The 21,726-nt window shown below is 74.2% G+C and carries 19 protein-coding genes; 8 read left to right on the forward strand and 11 right to left on the reverse strand.

What is annotated here, in order from left to right:
• Nucleotides 1–18 precede the first annotated feature (18 nt).
• Nucleotides 19–1,758 (reverse strand): serine/threonine-protein kinase, encoded by a 1,740-nt coding sequence (locus RSE42_RS15435; protein WP_415296987.1) that lies wholly within the window; start codon nucleotides 1,756–1,758, stop codon nucleotides 19–21.
• 216 nt (nucleotides 1,759–1,974) lie between these two features.
• Here RSE42_RS15435 and RSE42_RS15440 point away from each other — a divergent pair, with 216 nt between their 5' ends.
• From RSE42_RS15440 to RSE42_RS15460, 5 genes are all read left to right on the forward strand, one after another.
• The gene (locus tag RSE42_RS15440) at nucleotides 1,975–3,453 is read left to right on the forward strand and encodes an alpha,alpha-trehalose-phosphate synthase (UDP-forming) (RefSeq protein ID WP_319946782.1); all 1,479 of its coding nucleotides are present in this window, start codon (nucleotides 1,975–1,977) and stop codon (nucleotides 3,451–3,453) included.
• Nucleotides 3,450–4,313, forward strand: coding sequence for a trehalose-phosphatase (gene otsB, locus RSE42_RS15445; protein ID WP_415296990.1), 864 nt, complete (start codon nucleotides 3,450–3,452; stop codon nucleotides 4,311–4,313). Before RSE42_RS15440 ends, otsB begins: the two co-directional genes overlap by 4 nt.
• A gap of 279 nt (nucleotides 4,314–4,592) precedes the next feature.
• Entirely contained in the window at nucleotides 4,593–5,717 is a 1,125-nt protein-coding gene (locus tag RSE42_RS15450) for an ABC transporter ATP-binding protein (RefSeq protein WP_021483311.1), read from the forward strand.
• A gap of 215 nt (nucleotides 5,718–5,932) precedes the next feature.
• Nucleotides 5,933–7,606 carry a discoidin domain-containing protein gene (locus tag RSE42_RS15455; protein WP_415296992.1) on the forward strand — a complete coding sequence of 558 codons (1,674 nt, stop codon included), beginning with the start codon at nucleotides 5,933–5,935 and terminating at the stop codon, nucleotides 7,604–7,606.
• A gap of 70 nt (nucleotides 7,607–7,676) precedes the next feature.
• The gene (locus RSE42_RS15460) at nucleotides 7,677–8,942 is read left to right on the forward strand and encodes a DUF4032 domain-containing protein (RefSeq protein WP_034654006.1); all 1,266 of its coding nucleotides are present in this window, start codon (nucleotides 7,677–7,679) and stop codon (nucleotides 8,940–8,942) included.
• Between the two features lie 84 nt (nucleotides 8,943–9,026).
• Here the strand turns inward: RSE42_RS15460 and rlmB are convergent, their stop codons facing one another.
• From rlmB to RSE42_RS15475, 3 genes are all read right to left on the reverse strand, one after another.
• Complete coding sequence (gene rlmB / locus RSE42_RS15465; RefSeq protein ID WP_034654007.1) at nucleotides 9,027–10,043, reverse strand: 23S rRNA (guanosine(2251)-2'-O)-methyltransferase RlmB; 1,017 nt, start codon at nucleotides 10,041–10,043, stop codon at nucleotides 9,027–9,029.
• Between the two features lie 228 nt (nucleotides 10,044–10,271).
• Nucleotides 10,272–11,702 carry a cysteine--tRNA ligase gene (gene cysS / locus RSE42_RS15470; RefSeq protein ID WP_415296994.1) on the reverse strand — a complete coding sequence of 477 codons (1,431 nt, stop codon included), beginning with the start codon at nucleotides 11,700–11,702 and terminating at the stop codon, nucleotides 10,272–10,274.
• A 74-nt stretch (nucleotides 11,703–11,776) separates the two neighbouring features.
• Nucleotides 11,777–13,042 carry an alanine racemase gene (locus RSE42_RS15475; protein ID WP_081599892.1) on the reverse strand — a complete coding sequence of 422 codons (1,266 nt, stop codon included), beginning with the start codon at nucleotides 13,040–13,042 and terminating at the stop codon, nucleotides 11,777–11,779.
• A gap of 44 nt (nucleotides 13,043–13,086) precedes the next feature.
• Between RSE42_RS15475 and RSE42_RS15480 the strand changes: the two genes are divergently transcribed.
• Nucleotides 13,087–14,496 (forward strand): D-arabinono-1,4-lactone oxidase, encoded by a 1,410-nt coding sequence (locus RSE42_RS15480; protein ID WP_415296997.1) that lies wholly within the window; start codon nucleotides 13,087–13,089, stop codon nucleotides 14,494–14,496.
• Nucleotides 14,497–14,542: 46 nt separating this feature from the next.
• Here the strand turns inward: RSE42_RS15480 and RSE42_RS15485 are convergent, their stop codons facing one another.
• The gene (locus tag RSE42_RS15485) at nucleotides 14,543–15,181 is read right to left on the reverse strand and encodes a TetR/AcrR family transcriptional regulator (protein ID WP_044144577.1); all 639 of its coding nucleotides are present in this window, start codon (nucleotides 15,179–15,181) and stop codon (nucleotides 14,543–14,545) included.
• A gap of 157 nt (nucleotides 15,182–15,338) precedes the next feature.
• On the opposite strand from RSE42_RS15485, the gene RSE42_RS15490 reads away from it, so the two are divergent.
• Nucleotides 15,339–15,908: an LpqN/LpqT family lipoprotein gene (locus RSE42_RS15490; RefSeq protein ID WP_170982204.1), complete on the forward strand. Its 570-nt coding sequence runs from the start codon at nucleotides 15,339–15,341 to the stop codon at nucleotides 15,906–15,908.
• A gap of 2 nt (nucleotides 15,909–15,910) precedes the next feature.
• On the opposite strand, the gene ispF is transcribed toward RSE42_RS15490, so the two are convergent.
• From ispF to RSE42_RS15505, 3 genes are all read right to left on the reverse strand, one after another.
• Complete coding sequence (gene ispF / locus RSE42_RS15495; RefSeq protein WP_144723019.1) at nucleotides 15,911–16,480, reverse strand: 2-C-methyl-D-erythritol 2,4-cyclodiphosphate synthase; 570 nt, start codon at nucleotides 16,478–16,480, stop codon at nucleotides 15,911–15,913.
• Entirely contained in the window at nucleotides 16,477–17,223 is a 747-nt protein-coding gene (ispD, locus tag RSE42_RS15500; RefSeq protein ID WP_415296999.1) for a 2-C-methyl-D-erythritol 4-phosphate cytidylyltransferase, read from the reverse strand. The genes ispF and ispD overlap by 4 nt, the downstream gene beginning before the upstream one ends.
• Before the next feature lie 103 nt (nucleotides 17,224–17,326).
• The gene (locus RSE42_RS15505) at nucleotides 17,327–17,809 is read right to left on the reverse strand and encodes a CarD family transcriptional regulator (protein ID WP_031315710.1); all 483 of its coding nucleotides are present in this window, start codon (nucleotides 17,807–17,809) and stop codon (nucleotides 17,327–17,329) included.
• A 442-nt stretch (nucleotides 17,810–18,251) separates the two neighbouring features.
• Here RSE42_RS15505 and RSE42_RS15510 point away from each other — a divergent pair, with 442 nt between their 5' ends.
• Complete coding sequence (locus RSE42_RS15510) at nucleotides 18,252–18,662, forward strand: hypothetical protein (RefSeq protein WP_415297001.1); 411 nt, start codon at nucleotides 18,252–18,254, stop codon at nucleotides 18,660–18,662.
• Between the two features lie 202 nt (nucleotides 18,663–18,864).
• Here RSE42_RS15510 and pstB read toward each other — a convergent pair whose 3' ends face one another.
• Genes pstB through pstC form a run of 3 tightly spaced genes read right to left on the reverse strand, consistent with a single transcriptional unit; the run spans nucleotide 18,865 to nucleotide 21,668 of the window.
• On the reverse strand, nucleotides 18,865–19,644 hold the full coding sequence (pstB, locus tag RSE42_RS15515) for a phosphate ABC transporter ATP-binding protein PstB (RefSeq protein WP_034654020.1): 780 nt from the start codon (nucleotides 19,642–19,644) through the stop codon (nucleotides 18,865–18,867).
• A gap of 15 nt (nucleotides 19,645–19,659) precedes the next feature.
• Complete coding sequence (pstA, locus tag RSE42_RS15520) at nucleotides 19,660–20,643, reverse strand: phosphate ABC transporter permease PstA (protein ID WP_021481980.1); 984 nt, start codon at nucleotides 20,641–20,643, stop codon at nucleotides 19,660–19,662.
• A complete protein-coding gene (pstC, locus tag RSE42_RS15525; RefSeq protein WP_034654023.1) occupies nucleotides 20,643–21,668 on the reverse strand; it encodes a phosphate ABC transporter permease subunit PstC in 1,026 nt (341 codons plus the stop codon). Before pstC ends, pstA begins: the two co-directional genes overlap by 1 nt.
• Nucleotides 21,669–21,726: the final 58 nt, after the last annotated feature.

Raw genomic sequence — 21,726 nt, forward strand, 5'->3', positions numbered from 1 at the left:
GGAAGGGCCGGTGCCGGCTCAGCGCAGCGACGGCGTGCCGGGGAACGGCCACCAGGTGACGCCCGGGTCGCCCCCGAGGAGCACGAGGGACACGACGGTGAGCACGAGACCCAGGCCGGCGAGCACGAGCGTCCCCGTGCGGCCGGGGGCGAGCCGCGCCAGCGCGGTCCGCGTCCCGTACCGCGTGAGGTGCGTCAGGGGCCCGACCCAGGCCAGGGTCACCGCCGCGACCGCCGCGAGGCACAGCAGCACGGTCGTCACGACGGGCGCGTTGCCGCCGTCGGGCCCCTCGACGACGACCCAGCGGTCGGACTCGAGCAACCACCACCCGGCCACGACCACGAGCACCGCGGCGCACGCCGCGACCAGGAGGGACGGGAGCGCGCCGACGAGCGCGCGCACGACGTACCAGGGCGACGCCGCGACCGCGCGCACCGTGTCCCGCGACGAGACGCCGCGCCGCTCGCGCCGCGCGTGCAGCGACTCGGTCGTCACGCCGACGACGCGCGCGAGCACGACGAGCACCGACAGCACGACGAACGCCACGCCGGGGTAGGTCGCGCCGAGCAGCACGAGCGGCGCGGCGAGCAGGAGCAGCGCGGTGCGCCGCGCGGCGGGCACCGGGCGCACGTAGAGCGGTTCGCCGTCCTCGCCGAGGGGCGGGGCGCCGAGGTCGTCCATGAGGTCGTGCCCGACGGGGACGGCCATCGTCCGGCCGTCGTTGACCTGCGCCTGCGACGCGGGCAGGGGCGGCGGCACGACCTGGGCCTGGCCGGTCCACGCGGACGCGCCGGTCCACGCCTGGGCCCCCGTGCCGCCCGGCACGACGGCGACGGGCGGCATCACCTGCGTCGGTCCGGTGGGCGGCGCGACCACCTGGGTCGCGGGCGCGGCGTCGCCGGTGTCGGCCGCGTGCCGCAGGGCGGCCACGACCTCGGTCGGCCCGAGGCGCTGCGCCGGGTCGGCGTGCAGCGCACGACCGATCGCGTGCGCGGTCACGGGCCCCAGGCCGGCGAGGTCGGGGCGTCCGCTGCGCGCGCGGGCGAGCACGACGTCCGTCGGGCGCACGCCGAACGGCGCCCGACCGGTCGCCGCGTAGGCGAGCAGGGCAGCCCACCCCCACCAGTCGGTGTCCACGCTGGGGGCCGCGCCCTCGAGCAGCTCGGGCGCCAGGTACCCCGGGGTGCCCATGACGAGGCCCGTGGACGTGACGCGCGCGTCCTCGAGCCCCTGGGCGATGCCGAAGTCGATGAGCACGGGTCCCCGCGAGGACACCATGACGTTGCTCGGCTTGAGGTCGCGGTGCACGACGCCGGCCGCGTGCACGGCCTCGAGCGCCGCGGCGAGCTGGTCGGCGAGCTCGTAGAGGTCCCAGGCGTCGAGCGGCCCGCCCTCGGCGATCTCGTCCTCCAGCGTGGGCCCGTCGACGAGCTCGGTGACGATGAACGCGTCCGGGCCGTCGAGCTCGACGTCGAGGATCTGTGCGACGGCGGGGTGCCGCAGGCGCTGGAGGGCGCGGGCCTCGCGACGCAGCCGTTCGCGGCCCTGCGCGGCGGCGTCGAGGTCGACGTGCGCGTGCAGGAGCTTGATCGCGACGAGGTTGCCGCCGCCGTCGTGCGCGCTGTGGACGGTGCCCATGGCGCCGGACCCGAGCCGCGCACCGATGTGGTAGCCCCCGACCTCGCTGCCCGGGGCGGGTCCGCGCGACGGCCCCCCGGCGACGTTCCGCGCCTCGACGCGCTGCGTGGGCTCCTCCATGGTGACAAGGTAGCCGCAGTGGACGGGCCGGCGCTGGAGGGTGCGGCCCCGACGGGCCCGGTGGGCGACCCGGCCCGGGGCGGCGTCCGGCACGCGACCGGCACCGGACGACCCGTCCATGCGCCCGACGAGCGGACTACCCTGGGCCGCCCAGGCGCGATTCATCGAAGCTCAAGGAGAGGTCCATTGACAGGCAAAGAGGGATTCGATCTCGTCGTGGTGGCCAACCGGCTGCCCGTGGACTTCACGGTCGGCCCCGGCGGTGAGATCGAGTGGAAGCGGTCGCCCGGAGGCCTGGTCACGGCGCTCGAGCCCGTCATGCAGGCGTCCGACGGCGCCTGGGTCGGCTGGTCCGGCGCGCCCGACCTGGCGAGCGAGCCGTTCGACGCCGACGAGATGCGCCTCGTGCCCGTGACGCTCTCGGCCGACGAGATCGAGCGGTACTACGAGGGCTTCTCGAACGACACGCTCTGGCCGCTCTACCACGACGTCATCTCGCCGCCCACGTACCACCGCACGTGGTGGGACGCGTACCGCCGCGTCAACCAGCGCTTCGCCGACGCCGCCGTCGCGCAGGCGGCGCCGGGCGCCGTCGTCTGGGTGCACGACTACCAGCTCCAGCTCGTGCCGCAGATGATCCGCGCCCAGCGCCCGGACGTGCGGATCGGGTTCTTCAACCACATCCCGTTCCCCCCGCTCGAGCTGTTCCAGCAGCTGCCGTGGCGCCGCCAGGTGATCGACGGCCTGCTGGGCGCGGACCTCGTGGGCTTCCAACGCGCGGGCGACGCCGCGAACTTCATCCGTGCGGTGCGGCGGCTGCGCGCCCACACGACGCGCGGGCCGATCATCACGGTCCCGGGCGAGGACGGGCGCGACCGCCACGTCCGCGCCGCCGCGTTCCCCATCTCGATCGACTCGCGCCGGTTCGACGAGCTCGCCCGCACGCCCGAGGTCCAGCAGCGCTCGCGCGAGATCCGCGCGGACCTCGGCGACCCGGACATCATGATGCTCGGCGTCGACCGCCTCGACTACACCAAGGGCATCCGGCACCGCATCAAGGCGTACGGCGAGCTGCTGCAGGACGGCCGCCTCGACGTCGAGCACGCCACGCTCGTCCAGGTCGCGAGCCCGAGCCGCGAGAACGTCGACGCCTACCAGGAGCTGCGCGAGCACGTCGAGGGCGCGGTCGGGCGGATCAACGGCGAGTACGCGGAGATCGGGCACGCCGCGATCCACTACCTGCACCACTCCTACCCGCCCGAGGAGATGGCCGCGCTGTACCTCGCGGCCGACGTCATGCTCGTCACAGCGCTGCGCGACGGCATGAACCTCGTCGCGAAGGAGTACGTCGCGGCCCGCTCGGACGACCGCGGGGTGCTCGTGCTCTCCGAGTTCACCGGCGCCGCCGACGAGCTCTCGTCCGGCGCGCTCCTCGTCAACCCGCACGACATCGACGGGATGAAGGACATCATCGTCGCGGCCGCGCACATGGACCACCGCGAGCAGCGCAAGCGCATGCGCCGGCTGCGTCGCAAGGTCCTCACCGACGACGTCGCACGGTGGTCGGAGTCGTTCCTCGGCGTCCTCACCGCGATGCCGTCCCGCGTGCCGCGCCGCCGCCCGGAGGACGACGAGCCGGGTGCGCCGCAGGACGCCCGCCAGGCCGCTGACGAGCCCGCGGAGCAGGGCGCGTGACCGCGACGCACCACCCCGCGCCCGTGCCCGGGCCGGTCGCCGACGCCGTGCGCGCCTTCGCGGCGGACGCGGACGGCGCACCCGCCGCGCGGCTCGTCGCGCTCGACTTCGACGGCACGCTCTCGCCGCTCGTCGACGACCCGCTCGCCGCGCGCATGGCGCCGTCCGCCCGGGCGGCCGTCGACCGGCTGGCCGCCGCGCTCGTCGGCACGACGACGCGCCTCGCCCTCGTCTCGGGCCGCAACCTCGCGGACCTCGCGGAGCGCAGCGAGCCGCCCGTCGGCACGTACCTCGTGGGCAGCCACGGCGCCGAGACCGGGCACGTGACCGAGGACGGGCTCGACGCCGTCCCGCTCGACCTCACGCCGGAGCAGGCCGACCACCTCGCCGCGCTGCGCGCGGGCATGGCCGAGGCCGTCGCGGGGCGGGAGGGCGCGTGGGTGCAGGAGAAGCCGAGCGCCGCCGTCCTGCACACGCGGCTCGCCTCGGCGACGGACACGCAGGCCGCCGAGCACCTGGCCGACGCGGTCGCCGAGCGGCTCGGGCTGCACGCGATGCACGGGAAGGACGTCGTCGAGGTCGCGGTCGTCGAGACGTCGAAGGGCGAGGCGGTGGACCGGCTGCGGGACGTCGTCGGGCAGGACGCCGGGCGCCCCGACGCGCGCACGCGCGTGCTCTACGCGGGCGACGACACGACCGACGAGACGGCGTTCGCCGTGCTCGGCCCGGGCGACCTGGGCGTCAAGGTGGGCGACGGCGACACGCTCGCCGAGCAGCGCGTGCCCGACGCCGACGCGCTCGCCGCGGTGCTCGACCTCCTCGCGGACCTCCTGGAGCGCCGGGAGCGCCGGGAGGGCTGACCCCGGGGCGGGGTCCGCCGGGCGCGCGCCCGGCGGGCCCTGCCGCCCGCACCGAACCGCTACCGGATCGTGACCGACGCTGTGACGAAGCACTCAGGACCGGGAGTAGGATCGGGTCACGATGACGTCGGGTCCCCTGCTCGTTCCGGAGGGGGTCCGACTTCTTCTGTGTCGTCGAAGACACGCTCGTCCGCCATCGCGAACAGCTACGTCGACGTGGCACGTCACTGCACAACGGATCGTCCGGCACGTACCTGCCGGTGGAGGGATGTACCAGTCATGGCTACGGTCACCTACGACCACGCAACCCGCGTCTACCCCGGGACCGAGCGTCCTGCCGTGGACCAGCTCAACCTGCACATCGAGGACGGCGAGTTCCTCGTCCTCGTCGGCCCCTCGGGCTGCGGCAAGTCGACCTCGCTCCGCATGCTCGCGGGCCTCGAGGACGTCAACGGCGGACACATCTACATCGGCGACCGCGACGTCACGGACGTCCAGCCGAAGGACCGCGACATCGCGATGGTGTTCCAGAACTACGCGCTGTACCCGCACATGTCCGTCGCGGACAACATGGGCTTCGCACTGAAGATCGCCGGCACGCCGAAGGCGGAGATCCGCCAGCGCGTCGAGGAGGCCGCGAAGATCCTCGACCTCACCGAGTACCTCGACCGCAAGCCGAAGGCGCTCTCCGGTGGTCAGCGCCAGCGCGTCGCGATGGGCCGTGCGATCGTCCGTCAGCCGCAGGTGTTCCTCATGGACGAGCCGCTGTCGAACCTCGACGCCAAGCTCCGCGTCCAGACGCGCACCCAGATCGCGTCGCTCCAGCGCCGCCTCGGTGTCACGACGGTCTACGTCACGCACGACCAGACCGAGGCCCTCACCATGGGCGACCGCATCGCGGTCCTCAAGGACGGTCTGCTCCAGCAGGTCGGCACGCCGCGCGAGATGTACGACACGCCGGCCAACGTCTTCGTCGCGGGCTTCATCGGCTCGCCGGCGATGAACATCGGCACGTTCGCGGTCAACAACGGCGTCGCCGAGGTCGGCCCCGCGCGCATCGCGCTCGAGCGCGAGACGGCCGCCAAGATCACCGAGGCCGACAACGGCAAGGTGACGATCGGCTTCCGTCCCGAGGCGCTCGACGTCGTGTCGCAGGCCAACGAGGCCGCGTTCCCGGTCGAGGTCAACATCGTCGAGGAGCTCGGCTCCGACGCGTTCGTCTACGGCACGCTCAAGGGTGACCTGGCCTCGCAGGCCGACGTCCACTCGGGCGCCGGCGACAACCAGGTCATCGTCCGCGTCGACCCGCGCAACGTCCCGGCCAAGGGCGAGCGCATCTACGTGACGATCCGCCCGGGTCAGTCGCACGTCTTCGGTGCCGCCTCGGGTCAGCGCATCAGCTGACACCTCGCACCACCGCCGCAGGGCGGGTCCTCCCGGTCGGGAGGGCCCGCCCTGCGGCGTTCCGGGCTCGCGACGGCGAGGCACGCCCTCCCGCCGATCCGTCGGGTCCGTGCCCTTGACAGGGTCATGGGGGACCTCAAGACTGCTTTTGCACACACGACGCCAAAAGTCGTCTGTTCGTCACCCAAATCGACAACGCTGTCAATTGGAGCCTCATGCAGATCCCGTCCCCCTCCCCGCGCGCCCGGCGCCTCGGCGCGGCGCTGGCCACCGGCGCGCTCGTCGCGACCGCGCTCGCCACCGCGCCGGCCGTCGCAGCGCCCGTCGGGCCCGCGCCGTCCGCGGGTCCGTCGACCACCGCCGCCGTCACGTGCGACGCGGACGACGGCCTCCCCGACTCCAAGATCTCGATCCAGCTCTACACGCACGTGGGCGAGCTCGGCGGCTCGGGGACCCCGTCACCGGAGACCCTCGACCGCGTGCTCGGCGAGGTGGCCGCGGCCGGGTTCACGAACGTCGAGCCGTACAACCAGCCCTACGCGATGCCGGTCGACGACTACCGGGCGATCCTCGACCGGCACGGCCTCCAGGTGTCGTCGAGCCACGGCAGCACGGACCGGGCCACGTGGCCCGCGACGGTCGCGTACGCCGTCGCGCTGGGCCAGGACTACATCGGGACCGGCGGCATGGCGGGCGGCTACGGCACCTACGACGAGGCGGTCGCCACCGCGGCGTACGTGAACGAGCTCGGGAAGTACGCGCACGAGAACGGCGCGAACAAGATCGTGCTGCACAACCACCAGAGCGAGTTCACCACGCGGTACACCCACCCGGGGACGGGCGAGACGGTCAGTGCCTGGGAGGTCATCGAGGAGAACACCGACCCGCGCTACGTCACGTTCGAGCTCGACGTCGGCTGGGCCGCCGACGCCGGCCTCGACGTCCCGGCGTGGATCGAGGAGCACGGGGACCGCATCGAGCTGCTCCACATCAAGGACGCCGTGAACGTCGACGCGCCGGGCGACATGCGGCAGGTCGCGCTCGGCCGCGGCGAGCTCGACCTCCCGGCGATCATCGCCGCGGCCGAGCCCTACGTCGAGTACTTCACCTACGAGTGGGACTGGGCACCGTCGTTCGAGACCTCCGCGGAGTCCTACCAGTACCTGCGCTGCTTCCGGTCCGACGACGGGGGCGGCGAGGAGGACGAGGACTCGCTCGCCCTGGGCCGGCCCGTGACGGCCTCCAGCATCGACGAGGCCGGCCACGAGCCCGAGAAGGCGGTCGACGGCAACGCCGGGACCCGCTGGAGCAGCGCGTGGAGCGAGCCCGAGTGGATCGCGGTGGACCTCGGCGCGAGCTACGACCTGAGCCGCGTCGTCGTCGACTGGGAGACGGCGTACGGGTCGGGCTACGAGGTCCAGACGTCCCACGACGGCGAGACCTGGACCACGGTCCGCACCGTCACCGACGGTGACGGCGGGTTCGACGACCTGGAGATCACCGGGACGGGCCGGCACGTGCGGCTCTACCTCACCGAGCGCGCGACGCAGTGGGGCTTCTCCCTCTACGAGCTCGAGGTCTACGGCGCACCGGCCGGACAGCTCGACCTCGACGTCGAGGTGCAGGCCCGCTGCCTCGCCGGCCAGGCGTACGTCGCCGTCCGGGCGACGAACGGCGAGGACCAGCCCGTCGACGTGACGCTCGCGACGCCGTACGGCACCCGCGAGGTCGCCGACGTCGCCCCGGGCGCGAACGCGTACCAGTCGTTCGCGGTGCGTTCCACCTCCGTCGATAACGGGTCGGTGACCGTCACCGGCACCGCGACGGTCGACGGCGAGGACGTCACGTCGACGGTCGAGGTCGACCACGACGCGGTCGCCTGCGCCTGACCTGCGGCACCTCGTCGCGGGGCGGGTCCGACCTCACGGGTCGGGCCCGCCCCGCCCGGGCCCCACGACCATGGACAATGGACCCGTGACGGTGCACAACCTGCAGATCACCGCGTCGGCCCCCGACCCGGCGCTCCTCGACCTGCCCTGGGACGTCCCGCTCGAGGAATGGCCGGCGGAGACGCTCGCCGCCCTCCCCCGCGGCATCTCGCGGCACATCGTGCGGTTCGTCCGCCTCTCCGGGCGGGTGATCGCGATCAAGGAGATCGGCGAGACGGTCGCGTACCGCGAGTACGAGCTGCTGCGGCAGCTCCGCCGGCTCGAGGTGCCGAGCGTCGTCCCGGTGGGCGTCATCACCGGACGCCAGGACGCGAACGGCGAGCGGCTCGAGGCCGTGCTCATCACCGAGCACCTCCAGTTCTCGCTCCCCTACCGCGCGCTGTTCAGCCAGTCGCTGCGGCCGGACACGGCCACGCGCCTCATCGACGCGCTCGCCGTCCTCCTCGTGCGCCTGCACCTCGTGGGCTTCTACTGGGGCGACGTGTCGCTGTCGAACACGCTGTTCCGGCGCGACGCCGAGACGTTCGCCGCCTTCCTCGTGGACGCCGAGACGGGTGACCTGCACCGCGAGCTCTCCCCCGGCCAGCGCTCGTACGACGTCGACCTCGCGCGCACGAACATCATCGGCGAGCTCATGGACCTCGCCGCCGGCGAGCTGCTCGACGAGGACGTGGACGAGGTCGCGATCGGCGACGCGCTCGTCGCGCGCTACGAGGAGCTGTGGGAGGCGCTGACGACGTCCGAGTCGTTCGACGCGAACGAGCGGTGGCGCGTCGCGGCCCGCATCGAGCACCTCAACAACCTCGGGTTCGACGTCGACGAGCTCGCGATCACGACCGACATCGACGGCACGACCGTGCAGATCCAGCCGAAGGTCGTGGACGCGGGGCACCACTCGCGACGCCTGCTGCGCCTCACCGGCCTCGACGTGCAGGAGAACCAGGCCCGCCGTCTGCTCAACGACCTGGACTCGTTCCGCGCGGCGGCCGAGCGGCAGAACGACGACGAGGAGTTCGTCGCGCACGACTGGCTGAGCGGCGTGTTCGAGCCCACGATCCAGGCCGTGCCGCGGAACCTGCGCCGCAAGCTCGAGCCGGCGCAGCTCTTCCACGAGATCCTCGACCACCGCTGGTTCATCTCGGAGCGCGCCGGTCGCGACGTGCCGATGGCGGAGGCGACGCAGTCGTACGTGGAGAACGTCCTGCGCCACCGCCCGGACGAGAAGGCGATCCTCGGCCTCGCACCGGGCGAGAAGGACCCCGAGTACTACGGCTGACGGACGCGCGTCGCCCCGCCGTCCGAGGACCGGCGGGGCGACGCGGGCACCGCGTGGCGTTGTGTGCTGCCGGGCGCGCCGGCGTCAGGCCTCGCGCCGCAGGCGCGCGACCTCGTAGAGCGAGATGCCCGTCGCGACGGCGGCGTTGAGCGACTCCGTGTCCGACCCGATGGGGATGGACGCGACGACGTCGCACGCCTCGCGCACGAGGCGGGACAGGCCCTTGCCCTCCGACCCCGCGACGACGACGAGCGGCTCGGTCGCGAGCTCGAGGTCGCCGATCGCCGTGGTGCCGCCCGCGTCGAGCCCGACGACGAAGCACCCCGCCTTCTTCAGCTCACCGAGCGCGCGCACGAGGTTGGTCGCCCGGGCGACCGGGACGCGCGCGGCGGCACCCGCCGAGACCTTCCACGCGGACGCGGTGACGCCCGCGGCGCGGCGCTCGGGCACGAGGACGCCGTGCGCGCCGAACGCGCCCGCGGAGCGGAGCACCGCGCCGAGGTTGCGCGGGTCCGTGACGCCGTCGAGCGCGACGACGAGCGGCGGCCGCCCCGACTCCTCGGCGGCGTCGAGCAGGTCGTCCACGTCCGCGTACTCGTACGGCGGGACCTTGATCGCGACGCCCTGGTGCACGGCCCCGTCGGTGAGACGGTCGAGCTCGGGCTTGCCCACCTCGAGGAGGTCGTAGCCGCGGCCCGCGACGATGTCGACGATCTCGCGCGTGCGGTCGTCGGCGTCGAGGCGCGACGCGAGGTAGACCACCTCGACGGGGATGCGCGCGCGCAGCGCCTCCAGGACGGAGTTGCGACCCGCGACGACCTCCTGGACCGACCCGCGACCCTTGGGGCCGCCGCCGCGCGAGGCCCCGCCGCGCGACGTTCCGGCACGCTCGGTGCCGCGCGCCGGGCCGCCGCGCCCGGTCGCGCGCTTCTCGTCGGCCACCTTGCGCTTGTGCGCCGCGTGGTAGACGCGGTCCTCCGCCTTCGGGGTCGGCCCGCGGCCCTCGAGGCCCTTGCGCCGCTGCCCGCCGGAGCCGACGGTCGCGCCCTTCTTGCTTCCGGGCTTGCGGGTCGCGCCGCGTCGTTGTGAGTTGCCAGCCATGGTGTACCGATCGTGTCGTCGTTCAGGTCAGTTCAGGTCAGTCCACGTCGGGTTCGGCGCCCGGCGTGCGTGTCTCGCTCCTGGCTCCAGTGTCCCCCAGACACCCCGCCGCGGGGGAACCGTGGTCGTCACCAGGGTTCTCCCGCGCGCTACCAGAGCTCTACCTCGCGCTACCGGAGCTCTGTCTCGTGCGCCGGCGGGTGGCTTCCGGCCGTCGTCCGGTGGGCGTCAGGCGAGGGTCCACCGCGCGCCGTCGGCCGAGTCCTCGACCGCGACGCCCGCTGCGGCGAGCCGGTCGCGGATCGCGTCGGCCGTCGCGAAGTCCCGCGACGCGCGCGCCTCGGCCCGCGCCGCGAGCTCCGCGCCGACGACGGCGTCCAGCACCGCCGCGTAGCGCGAGTCGCCGCGGTCGGCCCACTGCGCGTCGCCCGGGTCGAGCCCGAGCACGTCGAGCATCGCGCGCACCGCCACGAGGTGGTGGCGCGCGACGGCGTCCGCGGCCGTCGTCCGGTCCGCGAGCGCCGCGTTGCCCGCGCGCAGGTGCTCGTGCACGACGGCGAGCGCCGCCGGCACGTTGAGGTCGTCGTCCATCGCCGCGGTGAAGGCGGTCGGGAGCTCGGCGTCGCGCACGTCGTCGACCTCGCCCACCCGCTCGGTCGCCCGCTCGACGAACCCCGCCAGCCGCTCCCACGTCGCCTCGGCCTCGACGACCGTGGCGGGGGTCCACTCGAGCATCGAGCGGTACTGCACGGACGCGAGCGCGTAGCGCAGCACGGCGGGGCTCGTGGTCGCCAGGACCTCGCGCACGAGCAGCCCGTTGCCGAGCGACTTGCTCATCTTGGCGCCGCCCTGGGTGACCCACGCGCTGTGCAGCCAGTGCTGCGCGAACCCGTAGCCCGCGGCGCGCGACTGGGCCTGCTCGTTCTCGTGGTGGGGGAAGCGCAGGTCGAGGCCGCCCCCGTGGAGGTCGAACGTGTCGCCGAGGTAGCGGCGCGCCATCGCGGAGCACTCGAGGTGCCAGCCCGGACGGCCGCGCCCGAACGGCGTGTCCCACGACGCGGTCCCCGGCTCGCCCGGCTTGGGGGCCTTCCACAGCGCGAAGTCGCGCGGGTCGCGCTTGGCGGCGGCCTCCTCGGCGTCGGCGGGGACGTCGTCGGGCACGGGGTTGAGGTCCTCGAGGCGCTGGTTGGTGAGCGCGCCGTACTCGGGCCAGGACCGCACGTCGAACCACACGTCGCCGGGGCCGGTGGTGTAGGCGTGGCCGCGCTCGACGAGGCGCTGCATGAGCTCGACCATGTCCGGGACGTGGCCCGTCGCGCGCGGCTCGTACGTGGGGGGCAGCACGCCCAGGGCGTCGTACGCGGCGGTGAACGCGCGCTCGTACGTCGCGGCCCAGGCCCACCAGGGCTCGCCCGCGTCGGCGGACTTCGCGAGGATCTTGTCGTCGATGTCGGTGACGTTGCGGATGAGCGTCACCCGCGCGCCCCCGCGCCGGAGCCAGCGCACGAGCACGTCGAACGCGACGGCCGAGCGCATGTGCCCGATGTGGGGGGCGGCCTGGACGGTGGCGCCGCACAGGTAGATGCCGACCTCGCCCGGGGTCAGGGGGACGAAGTCGCGCACGTCCCGCGTGGCGGTGTCGAACAGGCGAAGGGTCACGCCGCAAGGGTACCGGGGACGCACCGTCGCGGCCGAAGCGACGCCGGGGCGTCGTCCGGCCCGTCCTCGCCGCGTCAGCCGAAGCTCTTGCCCTCGCCGCGGTACGTCGGGACCACGTCGACGACCTCGTCGCCGCGCACGAGGTGCACGCGGTCGAACCGCTCCATGGCCTCGCCGGCCTTGCCGTGGCGGAACCAGACGCGGTCTCCCACGCCCAGGTCGGGCGCCCCGGCGCCGCGCGACCGGTGGAGCGGCGTCTGCACCTCGCCCGCGCCCTCGCGCCCCGTGAGCGACCATCCCGGCGTCACGACGCGCGGCAGCCGGCTGCGGGTGGCCGGGCCGGACGCGACGTACCCGCCGCCGAACGCCGTCGCCCAGCCCGGGCCCGGGACGCGCACGACGTCGAGGCCGAAGAACGCCGACGGCCGGGGCCGGAACGCGCGGTACTCGTCGAACAGGCCCGGGACGTACAGGCCCGACCCGGCCGTCACCTCGGTCACGACCGCGTCGGCGGACGACGTCTCGAGGGACCCCGTGCCGCCCGAGTTCACGAGCTCGAGGCCGTGCCCGACGACGTCCCGCACCGCCGCGACGACCTCGCCCCGGCGCTCGCCCAGCTCGAGCACCGAGAGCCGCTTGACCGCGCGGACGGCGAGGCTGGAGTCCGGCATCCCGGCGACCTGCGCCTCGTAGAACATGAGGCCCCGCAGCGCGAGACCGGGCGTCGAGACGACCCGGGCGGCGAGCGACGCGACGTCGCGCGCACCGTGCAGGGGCGAGCGGCGCGTGCCCAGGTGGACCGTCACGAGACCGAGGCCCACGCGCAGCGACGCGTCCACGTCGAGGCACACCCGCACGGGCGGCTCGTCCCCGGTGCCGGTCTCGGCGAGCGCGTGGCGCACGAGCTCCAGGTGCGCGGCGTCGTCGACCATGAGCGTGACCTCGCGCCGGCCGGCCTCGTGGCGGGCGAGCGCCGCGAGCGCCCCGCGGTCGACCGACGGGTAGCCCACGAGGACGTCGCGGACGCCCGACTCGACGAGCCACAGCGCCTCGCGCACCGAGTACGCCATGACGCCCTGGAAGCCCCGCTCGCCCGCGCGCGCGACGAGCGAGCGCACCCGCACGGACTTCGACGCGACCCGCACGGGGACGCCGCCCGCGCGCGCGAGCAGCTCGTCGGCGTTGGCGTCGAACCGGTCGAGGTCGACGACGGCGAGCGGGCCGTCGAGCGTCGCGGTCGCGCGGGTCAGGCGGGCCAGGAGCGACGGCGTCGCGCCCCGCTCGTCACCGTCCTGCGGGCCCGCGCCCTGGTCCGCCCCCGGTGCCGTGTGGGTCGTCATGGGGAGAACGTACGCCACCCGCCGGGCGTGAGACAGTACGACCTGTGAGCAGCGACGACGCCCTCTCCTGGACCAACTGGGCCCGCACGGCCTCCGCGACGCCGCGCCGTCGGGCCTCGCCGCGCGACGAGGCGGAGCTGGGCGGCCTCGTCGCCCGCGCCGCGGCGGAGGGCCTGCCCGTCCGCGCGGTGGGTGCCGGGCACTCGTTCACCCCGGCCGCGGTCACGGACGGCCTCCTGCTCGACCTCGACCGGCTCAGCCTCGTCGAGCGCATCGCGCGCGGCGGGGCGGACGGCACCGACAGCGACGCGATCCTCGTGACCGTCGGGGCGGGCATCCGCCTGCACCGGCTCAACGAGGCCCTCGCCGCCGCGGGGCTCGCGATGCGCAACCTCGGGGACATCGACCGGCAGTCGGTCGCGGGCGCGATCTCGACGGGCACCCACGGCACCGGGGCACGCCTCGGCGGTCTCGCGACGCAGGTGCGCGGCGTCCGCGTCGTGGGGGCCGACGGCGAGGTGCGCGAGGCGTCGCCCGCGCACGAGCCGGGCCTGTTCGAGGTCAGCCGGCTCGGGCTGGGGGTCACGGGCATCCTGTCCGCGGTGACGCTCGAGGTGGTCCCGGCGTTCCTCCTGCGCGCGCAGGAGGAGCCGTGGCCGCTCGACCGCGTGCTCGAACGGCTCGGCACGCCCGACGACCCCGACGGGCTCGTCGGCGGCAACGACCACTTCGAGTTCTACTGGTTCCCCCACACCCGCCGGGCGCTGACCAAGCGCAACAACCGCCTCGCGCCCGACGAGGAGGCCGTCGAGCTCGAGCGGCTGCGCACCACGGGCCCCGGGCCGGTCGCGCGGGCGCGCACGTGGGTCGACGAGGAGCTCCTGTCGAACGGCGCGTTCGAGCTCGTGAACCGGCTCGCGACCGCGGTCCCGCGCGTCACGCCGCGCCTCAACGCCGTCTCCGCGCGGGCGCTCGCGCCGCGCACGTACGTCGCGCCGTCGCACCACGTGTTCGTCACGTCGCGCCGCGTCCGGTTCCGCGAGATGGAGTACGCCGTGCCGCGCGAGCACCTCGTCGACGTGCTGTCGAGCATCGACGCGTGGCTGGACCGGTCCGGCGAGCACGTGCCGTTCCCCGTCGAGGTCCGGTTCGCGGCGCCCGACGACGTGTGGCTCTCCACGGCCCACGGTCGCGAGACCGCCTACGTCGCCGTGCACCAGTACGCGCGCCTGCCGCACGAGCGGTACTTCGACGCCGTCGAGCGCATCGTCGCCGAGGTCGGGGGCCGCCCGCACTGGGGCAAGATGCACGGCCTGGCGGCGGACCGGTTCCGGGAGCTCTACCCGCGGTTCGACGACGCCGTCGCCGTCCGCGACGCGACGGACCCCGAGGGCGTGTTCGCGAACGGCTACACCGACCGCGTGCTCGGCCCGGCCCCGGCCGCGCGGCGCTGACCGGCGACGTCCCGGACCCGTCTGGGGACGGGACGTCGTCCGTCCGTCAGGGGACGGGCTCGGGACCGTGCTCCCGCACCGGCGAGCCGTCGGGGCGCACCATCATCGACAGCACGTACTCGGCGAGCGCGTGGAAGCTGCGGACCGCCGTCTCGTCGTCCTGCTCGACGAGCCACGCGATCTCGATCCCGTCGATGTACCCCGCGACGACCCGGGACAGGAACCCCATGTCCATCGTGTAGCTGACGTTCCCCCGCTCGGCCACGTTCTCGAGGAACCCGCGCGTCATCGCCCAGGTCTGCTCGAGGTGCGTGTGCGCGACGGAGCGCAGCGCGCGGCTGCGCACGCCCGCCGTCGCGAACTCGAACGTGAGGAGCCGCATGTGACGACGCGGCGTCAGCCCGCTCCACAGGCCGTCGGCGGCGGCGTGGGCGAGCGCCACGACGTCGCCGTCGACGTCGAGCGCGGACCGGACGGGCTCGGAGGCCACGAGCGCGAGGCTGTTGCCCATCGCCTGGAGGAGCTCGTCCTTGTCCTCGAAGCAGTAGTGCACGACGCCGAGCGAGACCCCGGCCTCGGCCGCGACGCCGCGGATGGTCACGGCCTCGACGCCCTCGCGGACGGCGATGGTCATCGCGGCGTCGACGAGCTGGGCTCGGCGTTCCTCGACGGACATTCGGTTCATGTGCGATTCATCCCATGTGTCGTTCTTGGGAAAGTCAAACACATCGATGCGCTTCCAGCGATCGTAGAGGCAGGTGGCGGGCCTGGCACGCCGGACGGGAGCGGGCGAGAATGACGAGCCGGACCAGCCCCGGCCCCGCCCCCGACGAAGGACTCCCGTGCCCCGACCGCGCCTGCCCCGCTCCCCCTGGACGCTCGCCCTCACGGCGGCCGTCGCGCTCGCCCTCGCGGCCTGCGGCGGGCCCGAGGACGCCGCAGGCGGCACGGAGCCGGTCGTGCACGACGTCCCCGAGATCCCGGTCCAGGTGACCGCGCCCCCGGACTGGGAGCGCGGCACGCGCGACGGCGCGTTCCTGCTGCGCGCGCCGAGCGGCACGGGTTCCGAGGACTTCCGGGCGAACGTCGTCGTCACCGGCAAGCAGTCGGCGCAGACCGTCGACGAGGCGGGCGCCGCGACGACGGCGGCGGTCGCCTCGATCCCCGGCTGGGTGCCCGATCCCGACGGGCAGGGCCCCACGACCCTCGCCGGGCTGCCCGCCTACCGCGTGGCCGGGACGTACGGCGCCGCGGGCACCGCCGTCGCGCAGGAGATCGTGGCCGTGCGGACGGGCGACGGGCCGGACGCGTGGGTCGTCGACCTCACGGCGTCGTACGCCGTCGACGACGCCGACGGCGCCGCACAGGCGCGCGCGATCCTCGAGAGCGTCCAGGTCGCGCCCGCGGGCTGACGTCAGGCGGGCGGCGCGACCCGGACCACGAGGGCCGTGGCGACCGCCGCGACGCCCTCGCCGCGCCCGGTGAGGCCCAGCCCGTCGGTCGTGGTCGCCGTGAGGGTCACCGGGGCGCCCGCGGCCGCCCCGAGCGCCGCCTCCGCCTCCGCGCGGCGCGGCCCGAGGCGCGGCCGGTCGCCGATCACCTGGACGGCCACGTTCCCGATCTCGAACCCCGCGGCCCGCACCCGGCGCGCGGCCTCCGCGAGCAGGCTCGCACCGCTCGCGCCCGCCCACTCGGGCGCGCTCGTGCCGAAGTTCGAGCCGAGGTCGCCGAGGCCGGTGGCCGAGAACAGCGCGTCCGCGGCGGCGTGCGCCGCGACGTCGGCGTCGGAGTGCCCGGCGAGCCCGCGCTCGCCCGGCCAGTGCAGACCGCCCAGCCACAGCGGTCGCTCCTCGCCCTCGGGCGCGAACGCGTGGACGTCCACCCCGACGCCCGTGCGCGGGAGCGCCGGGACGGAGCCCGCGGCGGACGGTGCGGTGGTGGGCGTCTCGGCCGACGTCCCGGTGGCGCCTGCAGGGGTGGTCATCGGTCCTCCCGGAGCGTCAGCGCCGCGACCCGCAGGTCGTGCGCGGTGGTGATCTTGGCCGCCGCGGCGTCGCCGGGCACCACGTGGACCGGGACGCCGAGCGCCTCGACCAGCCCGGCGTCGTCGGTCGCGGCGACGGACTCGTCGTCCGCGCGGTGCGCCGCTACCGCGTGCGCGCGGGCCAGGAGCTCGCCCTCGAACCCCTGCGGGGTCTGGACGGCGCGCAGCGCGCTCCGGTCGACCGTCTCGACGACGGGCTCCGCGCCGGACGCGTCTTCAGCGCCGCCGGGGGCGACGCGCTTGATCGTGTCCGTGACGGGGAGCCCCGGCACGACGGCCCCGTGGCCCGCGCGCACGGCCTCGACGACGCGGCGGACCAGCGACGGCGGCGCGAGGGGCCGTGCGGCGTCGTGGACGAGCACGACGTCGGCGGGCACGTCGCCCTCCGAGAGGCCGCGGCCGGCCCGGAGACCGGCCGCCACGGAGGCCTGACGGGTCCCCGCGCCCTCGACCACCCGGACCGGCCGGTCGACCGCGGGGTCGTCGGCCAGGAGCGTCGCGACGTGGTCGCGCAGCCCGGGCGGCGCGGTCACGACGAGCGCGTCCACGACCCCGGACGCGCACAGCCGTCGGGCGGCGTGCGCCACGAGCGGGAGGCCGTCGAGCTCGACGAGGGCCTTGGGCAGGTCCAGCCCGAGGCGGGTCCCGGAGCCTGCGGCGGTGAGGACGGCGAGAGTCGGCACGCGCACACGCTACCGGGCACGACGACGGGGAGGGCGCCGTCCGTACGGACGGCCCCTCCCCGGTGGTCTGTGGCGCTGACTGCGCGGGCCGCGGCCCGGGACGTCAGGAGGCGAGCACCTCGTCGAGGATCGCCTCGGCCTTGTCCTCCTCGGTGTGCTCGGCCAGCGCGAGCTCCGAGACGAGGATCTGCCGTGCCTTCGAGAGCATGCGCTTCTCGCCGGCGGACAGACCGCGGTCGGCGTCGCGGCGGGAGAGGTCGCGCACGACCTCGGCGACCTTGATCACGTCGCCCGACGCGAGCTTCTCGAGGTTCGCCTTGTACCGGCGCGACCAGTTGGTCGGCTCCTCGGTGTAGGGTGCACGAAGCACCTCGAACACGCGGTCGAGACCCTCCTGGCCGACGACGTCACGCACGCCGACGAGGTCGACGTTCTCGGCTGGGACTTCGATGGTCAGGTCGCCCTGCGCGACCTTGAGCTTGAGGTAGATCTTGTCCTCTCCGCGGATGGTGCGCGTCTTGATCTCCTCGATCAGTGCGGCTCCGTGGTGCGGGTAGACAACGGTCTCGCCTACTGTGAACGTCATCTGCAGATGTCCCCTTTCGCGGTGGTCCACCTTACCACGCGGAAGGGCGGAAATCCGAGCCCCTGCGCCCCTTGACAAGCCCGTCACCAGCACGTTCGCCCAGGTCAGAGCCGTGTCAGCGCGCCTGACGAATCTCGAGGAGGGGCCTCTTCGGCCCCTCGGGAGCGCCCCGCGGGCCCTTTCCGGACCTTCACCTCGCGCGACGACCACCGTCCCGGCGCGCCCGGAGCCACGTGACGCCGCTCACGCCACGGTCGCGAGCCGGCCGTTCCGGCCGCCCTCGCCCTCCCGACGCACTAGGCTGGGCGCGGAATCCCGTCCCCCTTCTTGCAGCCCTGGAGTGCACGTGACCCGCATCCCGACCCCCCGAGCCTCGACCCGTGCGGAGTCCCGAGCGACCGGCCGTGCGCGCGCCTGGGCCGTGCCCCTCCTGGTCGCCGGTGTGGCCCTCGCGTCCGCCTGCTCCCCCATCGAGACGAACCGCCCGTACTCCCCCTCCGACGGCCTGCGGGTCGACCTCACCAGCGAGCTGCGCGGGCTCAACCTGCTCGTCGTGAGCGCGGAGGACGGCGAGCCGGGCGCCCTCGTCGGGGCCTTCGCCAACGACTCGACGGAGGACGTGGAGTTCGACGTGACGCCCGAGGGCGGCGCGCCGGTGACGATCCCCGTCGCGGCCGGCGAGACGGTCTACCTCGGCGCCGAGGACGGCTTCGACGCGCAGATCGGCCGCGTCGACGCGGCCCCCGGCGCGATGCTGCCCGTCACCGTGAGCGCGACGACGGGCGAGGAGCAGACCCTCTCCCTCCCCGTCCTCGACGGCACCCTCGAGGAGTACGCGCACCTCCTGCCGTGACGTCGTGCCGCGCCCTGGAACCGGCAGGGCGACCGCGTGGTCCAGTGCGTCCTCGACACGAACGGCACCGACGTCACGGGCTCGCTCCAGGGCAGCGCGACCTGATTCCCCTGATCCGTCCCGCACGCACGACGGCGCCCCTCCCCGCGGGGGGAGGGGCGCCGTCGCGCGTCGGGCCGGGGCCGTGACGGACGGGCTCAGGTCACCCGAAGCGGCCGGAGATGTAGTCCTCGGTGGCCTGCTGCGTGGGCGAGGAGAACATCGTCGCGGTGTCGTCCATCTCGATGAGGCGCCCGGGCTTGCCGGTGCCCGCGATGTTGAAGAACGCGGTGCGGTCGCTCACGCGCGCCGCCTGCTGCATGTTGTGCGTGACGATGACGATCGTGTACTCGTCCTTGAGCTCGGCGATGAGGTCCTCGATCGCGAGCGTGGAGATCGGGTCGAGCGCCGAGCACGGCTCGTCCATGAGGAGCACCTGGGGCTTGACGGCGATCGCGCGCGCGATGCACAGGCGCTGCTGCTGGCCGCCGGAGAGGCCCGAGCCCGGGCGGTCGAGGCGGTCCTTCACCTCGTTCCACAGGTTCGCGCCGCGCAGCGACGACTCGACGAGGTCCTCGGCGTCGGCCTTCGAGATGCGCTTGTTGTTGAGCTTCACCCCCGCGAGCACGTTCTCCTTGATGGACATCGTGGGGAACGGGTTCGGCCGCTGGAAGACCATGCCGACCTGGCGGCGGACGGCGACCGGGTCGACGTCGTCGCCGTAGAGGTCGACGCCCTCCATCGCGACGGTCCCCTCGACGCGTGCGCCGGGAATCACCTCGTGCATGCGGTTGAGCGTCCGCAGGAACGTCGACTTGCCGCAGCCGGACGGGCCGATGAAGGCCGTCACGGACTGGGGTTCGATCGTCATGCCGACGTCCTGCACCGCGAGGAAGTCGCCGTAGTAGATGTTGAGGTCCTTGACGTCGATGCGCTGTGCCATCGGGGCTGTCCTGTTCTAGCGGAGGGTCTTGGGCGCGAACCAGCGGGTGACGAGTCGCCCGACGAGGTTGAGCAGCATGACGATGAGGATCAGCGTCAGGGCGGCCGCCCAGGCCCGGTCGTAGTTGATGTCGGGGAGGCACACGGCGTCGGTGACGTTGCTGCAGGGCACCAGGCCCTGGCTGTACTGCCGGTAGACGTACACCGGGAGCGTCATCATGCGGCCCTCGAAGAGGTTGCCGTTGATCGAGTCGACGACGCCGACCGTGATGAGGAGCGGCGCCGTCTCGCCGATGACACGCGCGACGGCGAGCATGACGCCCGTCGTGATGCCGGCGATCGACGTGCGGAGCACGACCCGCACGACGGTGAGCCACTTGGGCACGCCGAGCGCGTAGGCGGCCTCGCGCAGCTCGTTCGGCACGAGCCGGAGCATCTCCTCGCACGAGCGCACGACGACCGGGATCATGAGGACGGACAGCGCGACCGAGCCGACGATGCCCATGCGCACCCCCGGCCCGAACAGCACCGCGAAGAGCGCGTACGCGAAGAGGCCCGCGACGATCGACGGGATGCCGGTCATGACGTCGACGAAGAACGTCACGGCGCGCGCGAGCGGCCCGCGCCCGTACTCGACGAGGTAGATCGCGGCGAGCAGGCCGATCGGCACCGAGATCACCGCGGCGCCGAGGGTGATGAGGAGCGTGCCGAGGATCGCGTGGTAGATGCCGCCCGCGTCCATGCCGCCGAAGACGCCGCGCATGGAGTGCGTGAGGAAGTAGACGTCGAACCGCTCCATGCCGTGCACGACGACGGTCCACGCGACGGACACGAGGGGCACCATCGCGAGGGCGAACGCGCCCCACATGAGGACCGTCATGGTGCGGTCCTTGCGGCGGCGTCCGGCGTCCGCGCCGCGCAGGAGCGCGCGCACGGACGCGGTGCGCTCCGGGTCCGGTGCGGAGGCCCCGCGCGCGGGGCTGGTGCTGAGGGCGCTCATCAGTTGGCTCCCGAGAAGTCCTTGCGCCGCGCGACGATCGCGCGGGCGCCCATGTTGACGAGCAGGGTGATGACGAACAGCGCGAGGCCCGTCGCGATGAGGGCGCTCACCCCGAGCGGGTTCGCCTCGGGGAAGTCCGCCGCGATGTTCGCGGCGATCGTCTGCTGCTGCCCCGCCTGCAGGATCTTGAACGAGTAGAGGAGCCCGGGCGAGAGGATCATGAGCACGGCCATCGTCTCGCCGAGCGCGCGCCCGAGGCCGAGCATCGCGGCCGAGATGACGCCCGACCGCCCGAACGGGATGACCGCGGTGCGGATCATCTCCCAGCGCGTCGCGCCGAGGGCGAGCGCGGCCTCCTCGTGGAGCTTCGGCGTCTGGAGGAACACCTCGCGGCTCACGGCCGTGATGATCGGCAGGATCATCACAGCGAGCACGAGCGCGACGGTGAGCAGGACGCGACCGGTCGGCGACGCCGGGCCGGCGAAGAGCGGGAACCACCCGAGGGTGTCGGCGAGCCAGGACCACACCGGCACGACGACCGGCGGGAGGACGAGCGAGCCCCACAGGCCGTAGACGACGCTGGGGATCGCCGCGAGCAGGTCGACGACGTAGCCCAGGGTCGAGGCGAGCCGGCGGGGCGCGTAGTGGGAGATGAACAGCGCGATGCCCATCGCGACGGGCGTCGCGAGCACGAGCGAGAGCGCCGCCGCGAGCAGCGTGCCGAAGATCAGCGGCCCCACGAACGACAGGAGCGACGCGCCCTCGGGGAACCACGCCACCTGCTCGCTCAGCTCGGCCCCGCCCGCGCTGAGCGCGGGCCACGCCCGCAGCAGCAGGAAGATCGCGACCGCGGCCAGCACGGCGAGGATGAGCGCGCCGGCACCCGTCGCGGTCCAGCGGAACGCGCGGTTCACGCCCCGGTCGCTGTTGCGGGCGCGGCGGCGCGAGGTGCCCGCGCGACGCGCGGGCTCGGACGAGCCGCCCGGCGCGGGGCCCGGCGTCGTGGGTGGGGCTGTGGTGGTCACTCTCGTGCTCCCGGTGTGCTGTCCTGCGGCGTACGGTCTGGTCGCGGGTCGGGGGCGA

The sequence above is a fragment of the Cellulosimicrobium sp. SJTW-1 genome, assembly GCF_047716875.1.
In the GTDB taxonomy this organism is placed as follows: Bacteria; Actinomycetota; Actinomycetes; order Actinomycetales; family Cellulomonadaceae; genus Cellulosimicrobium; species Cellulosimicrobium funkei.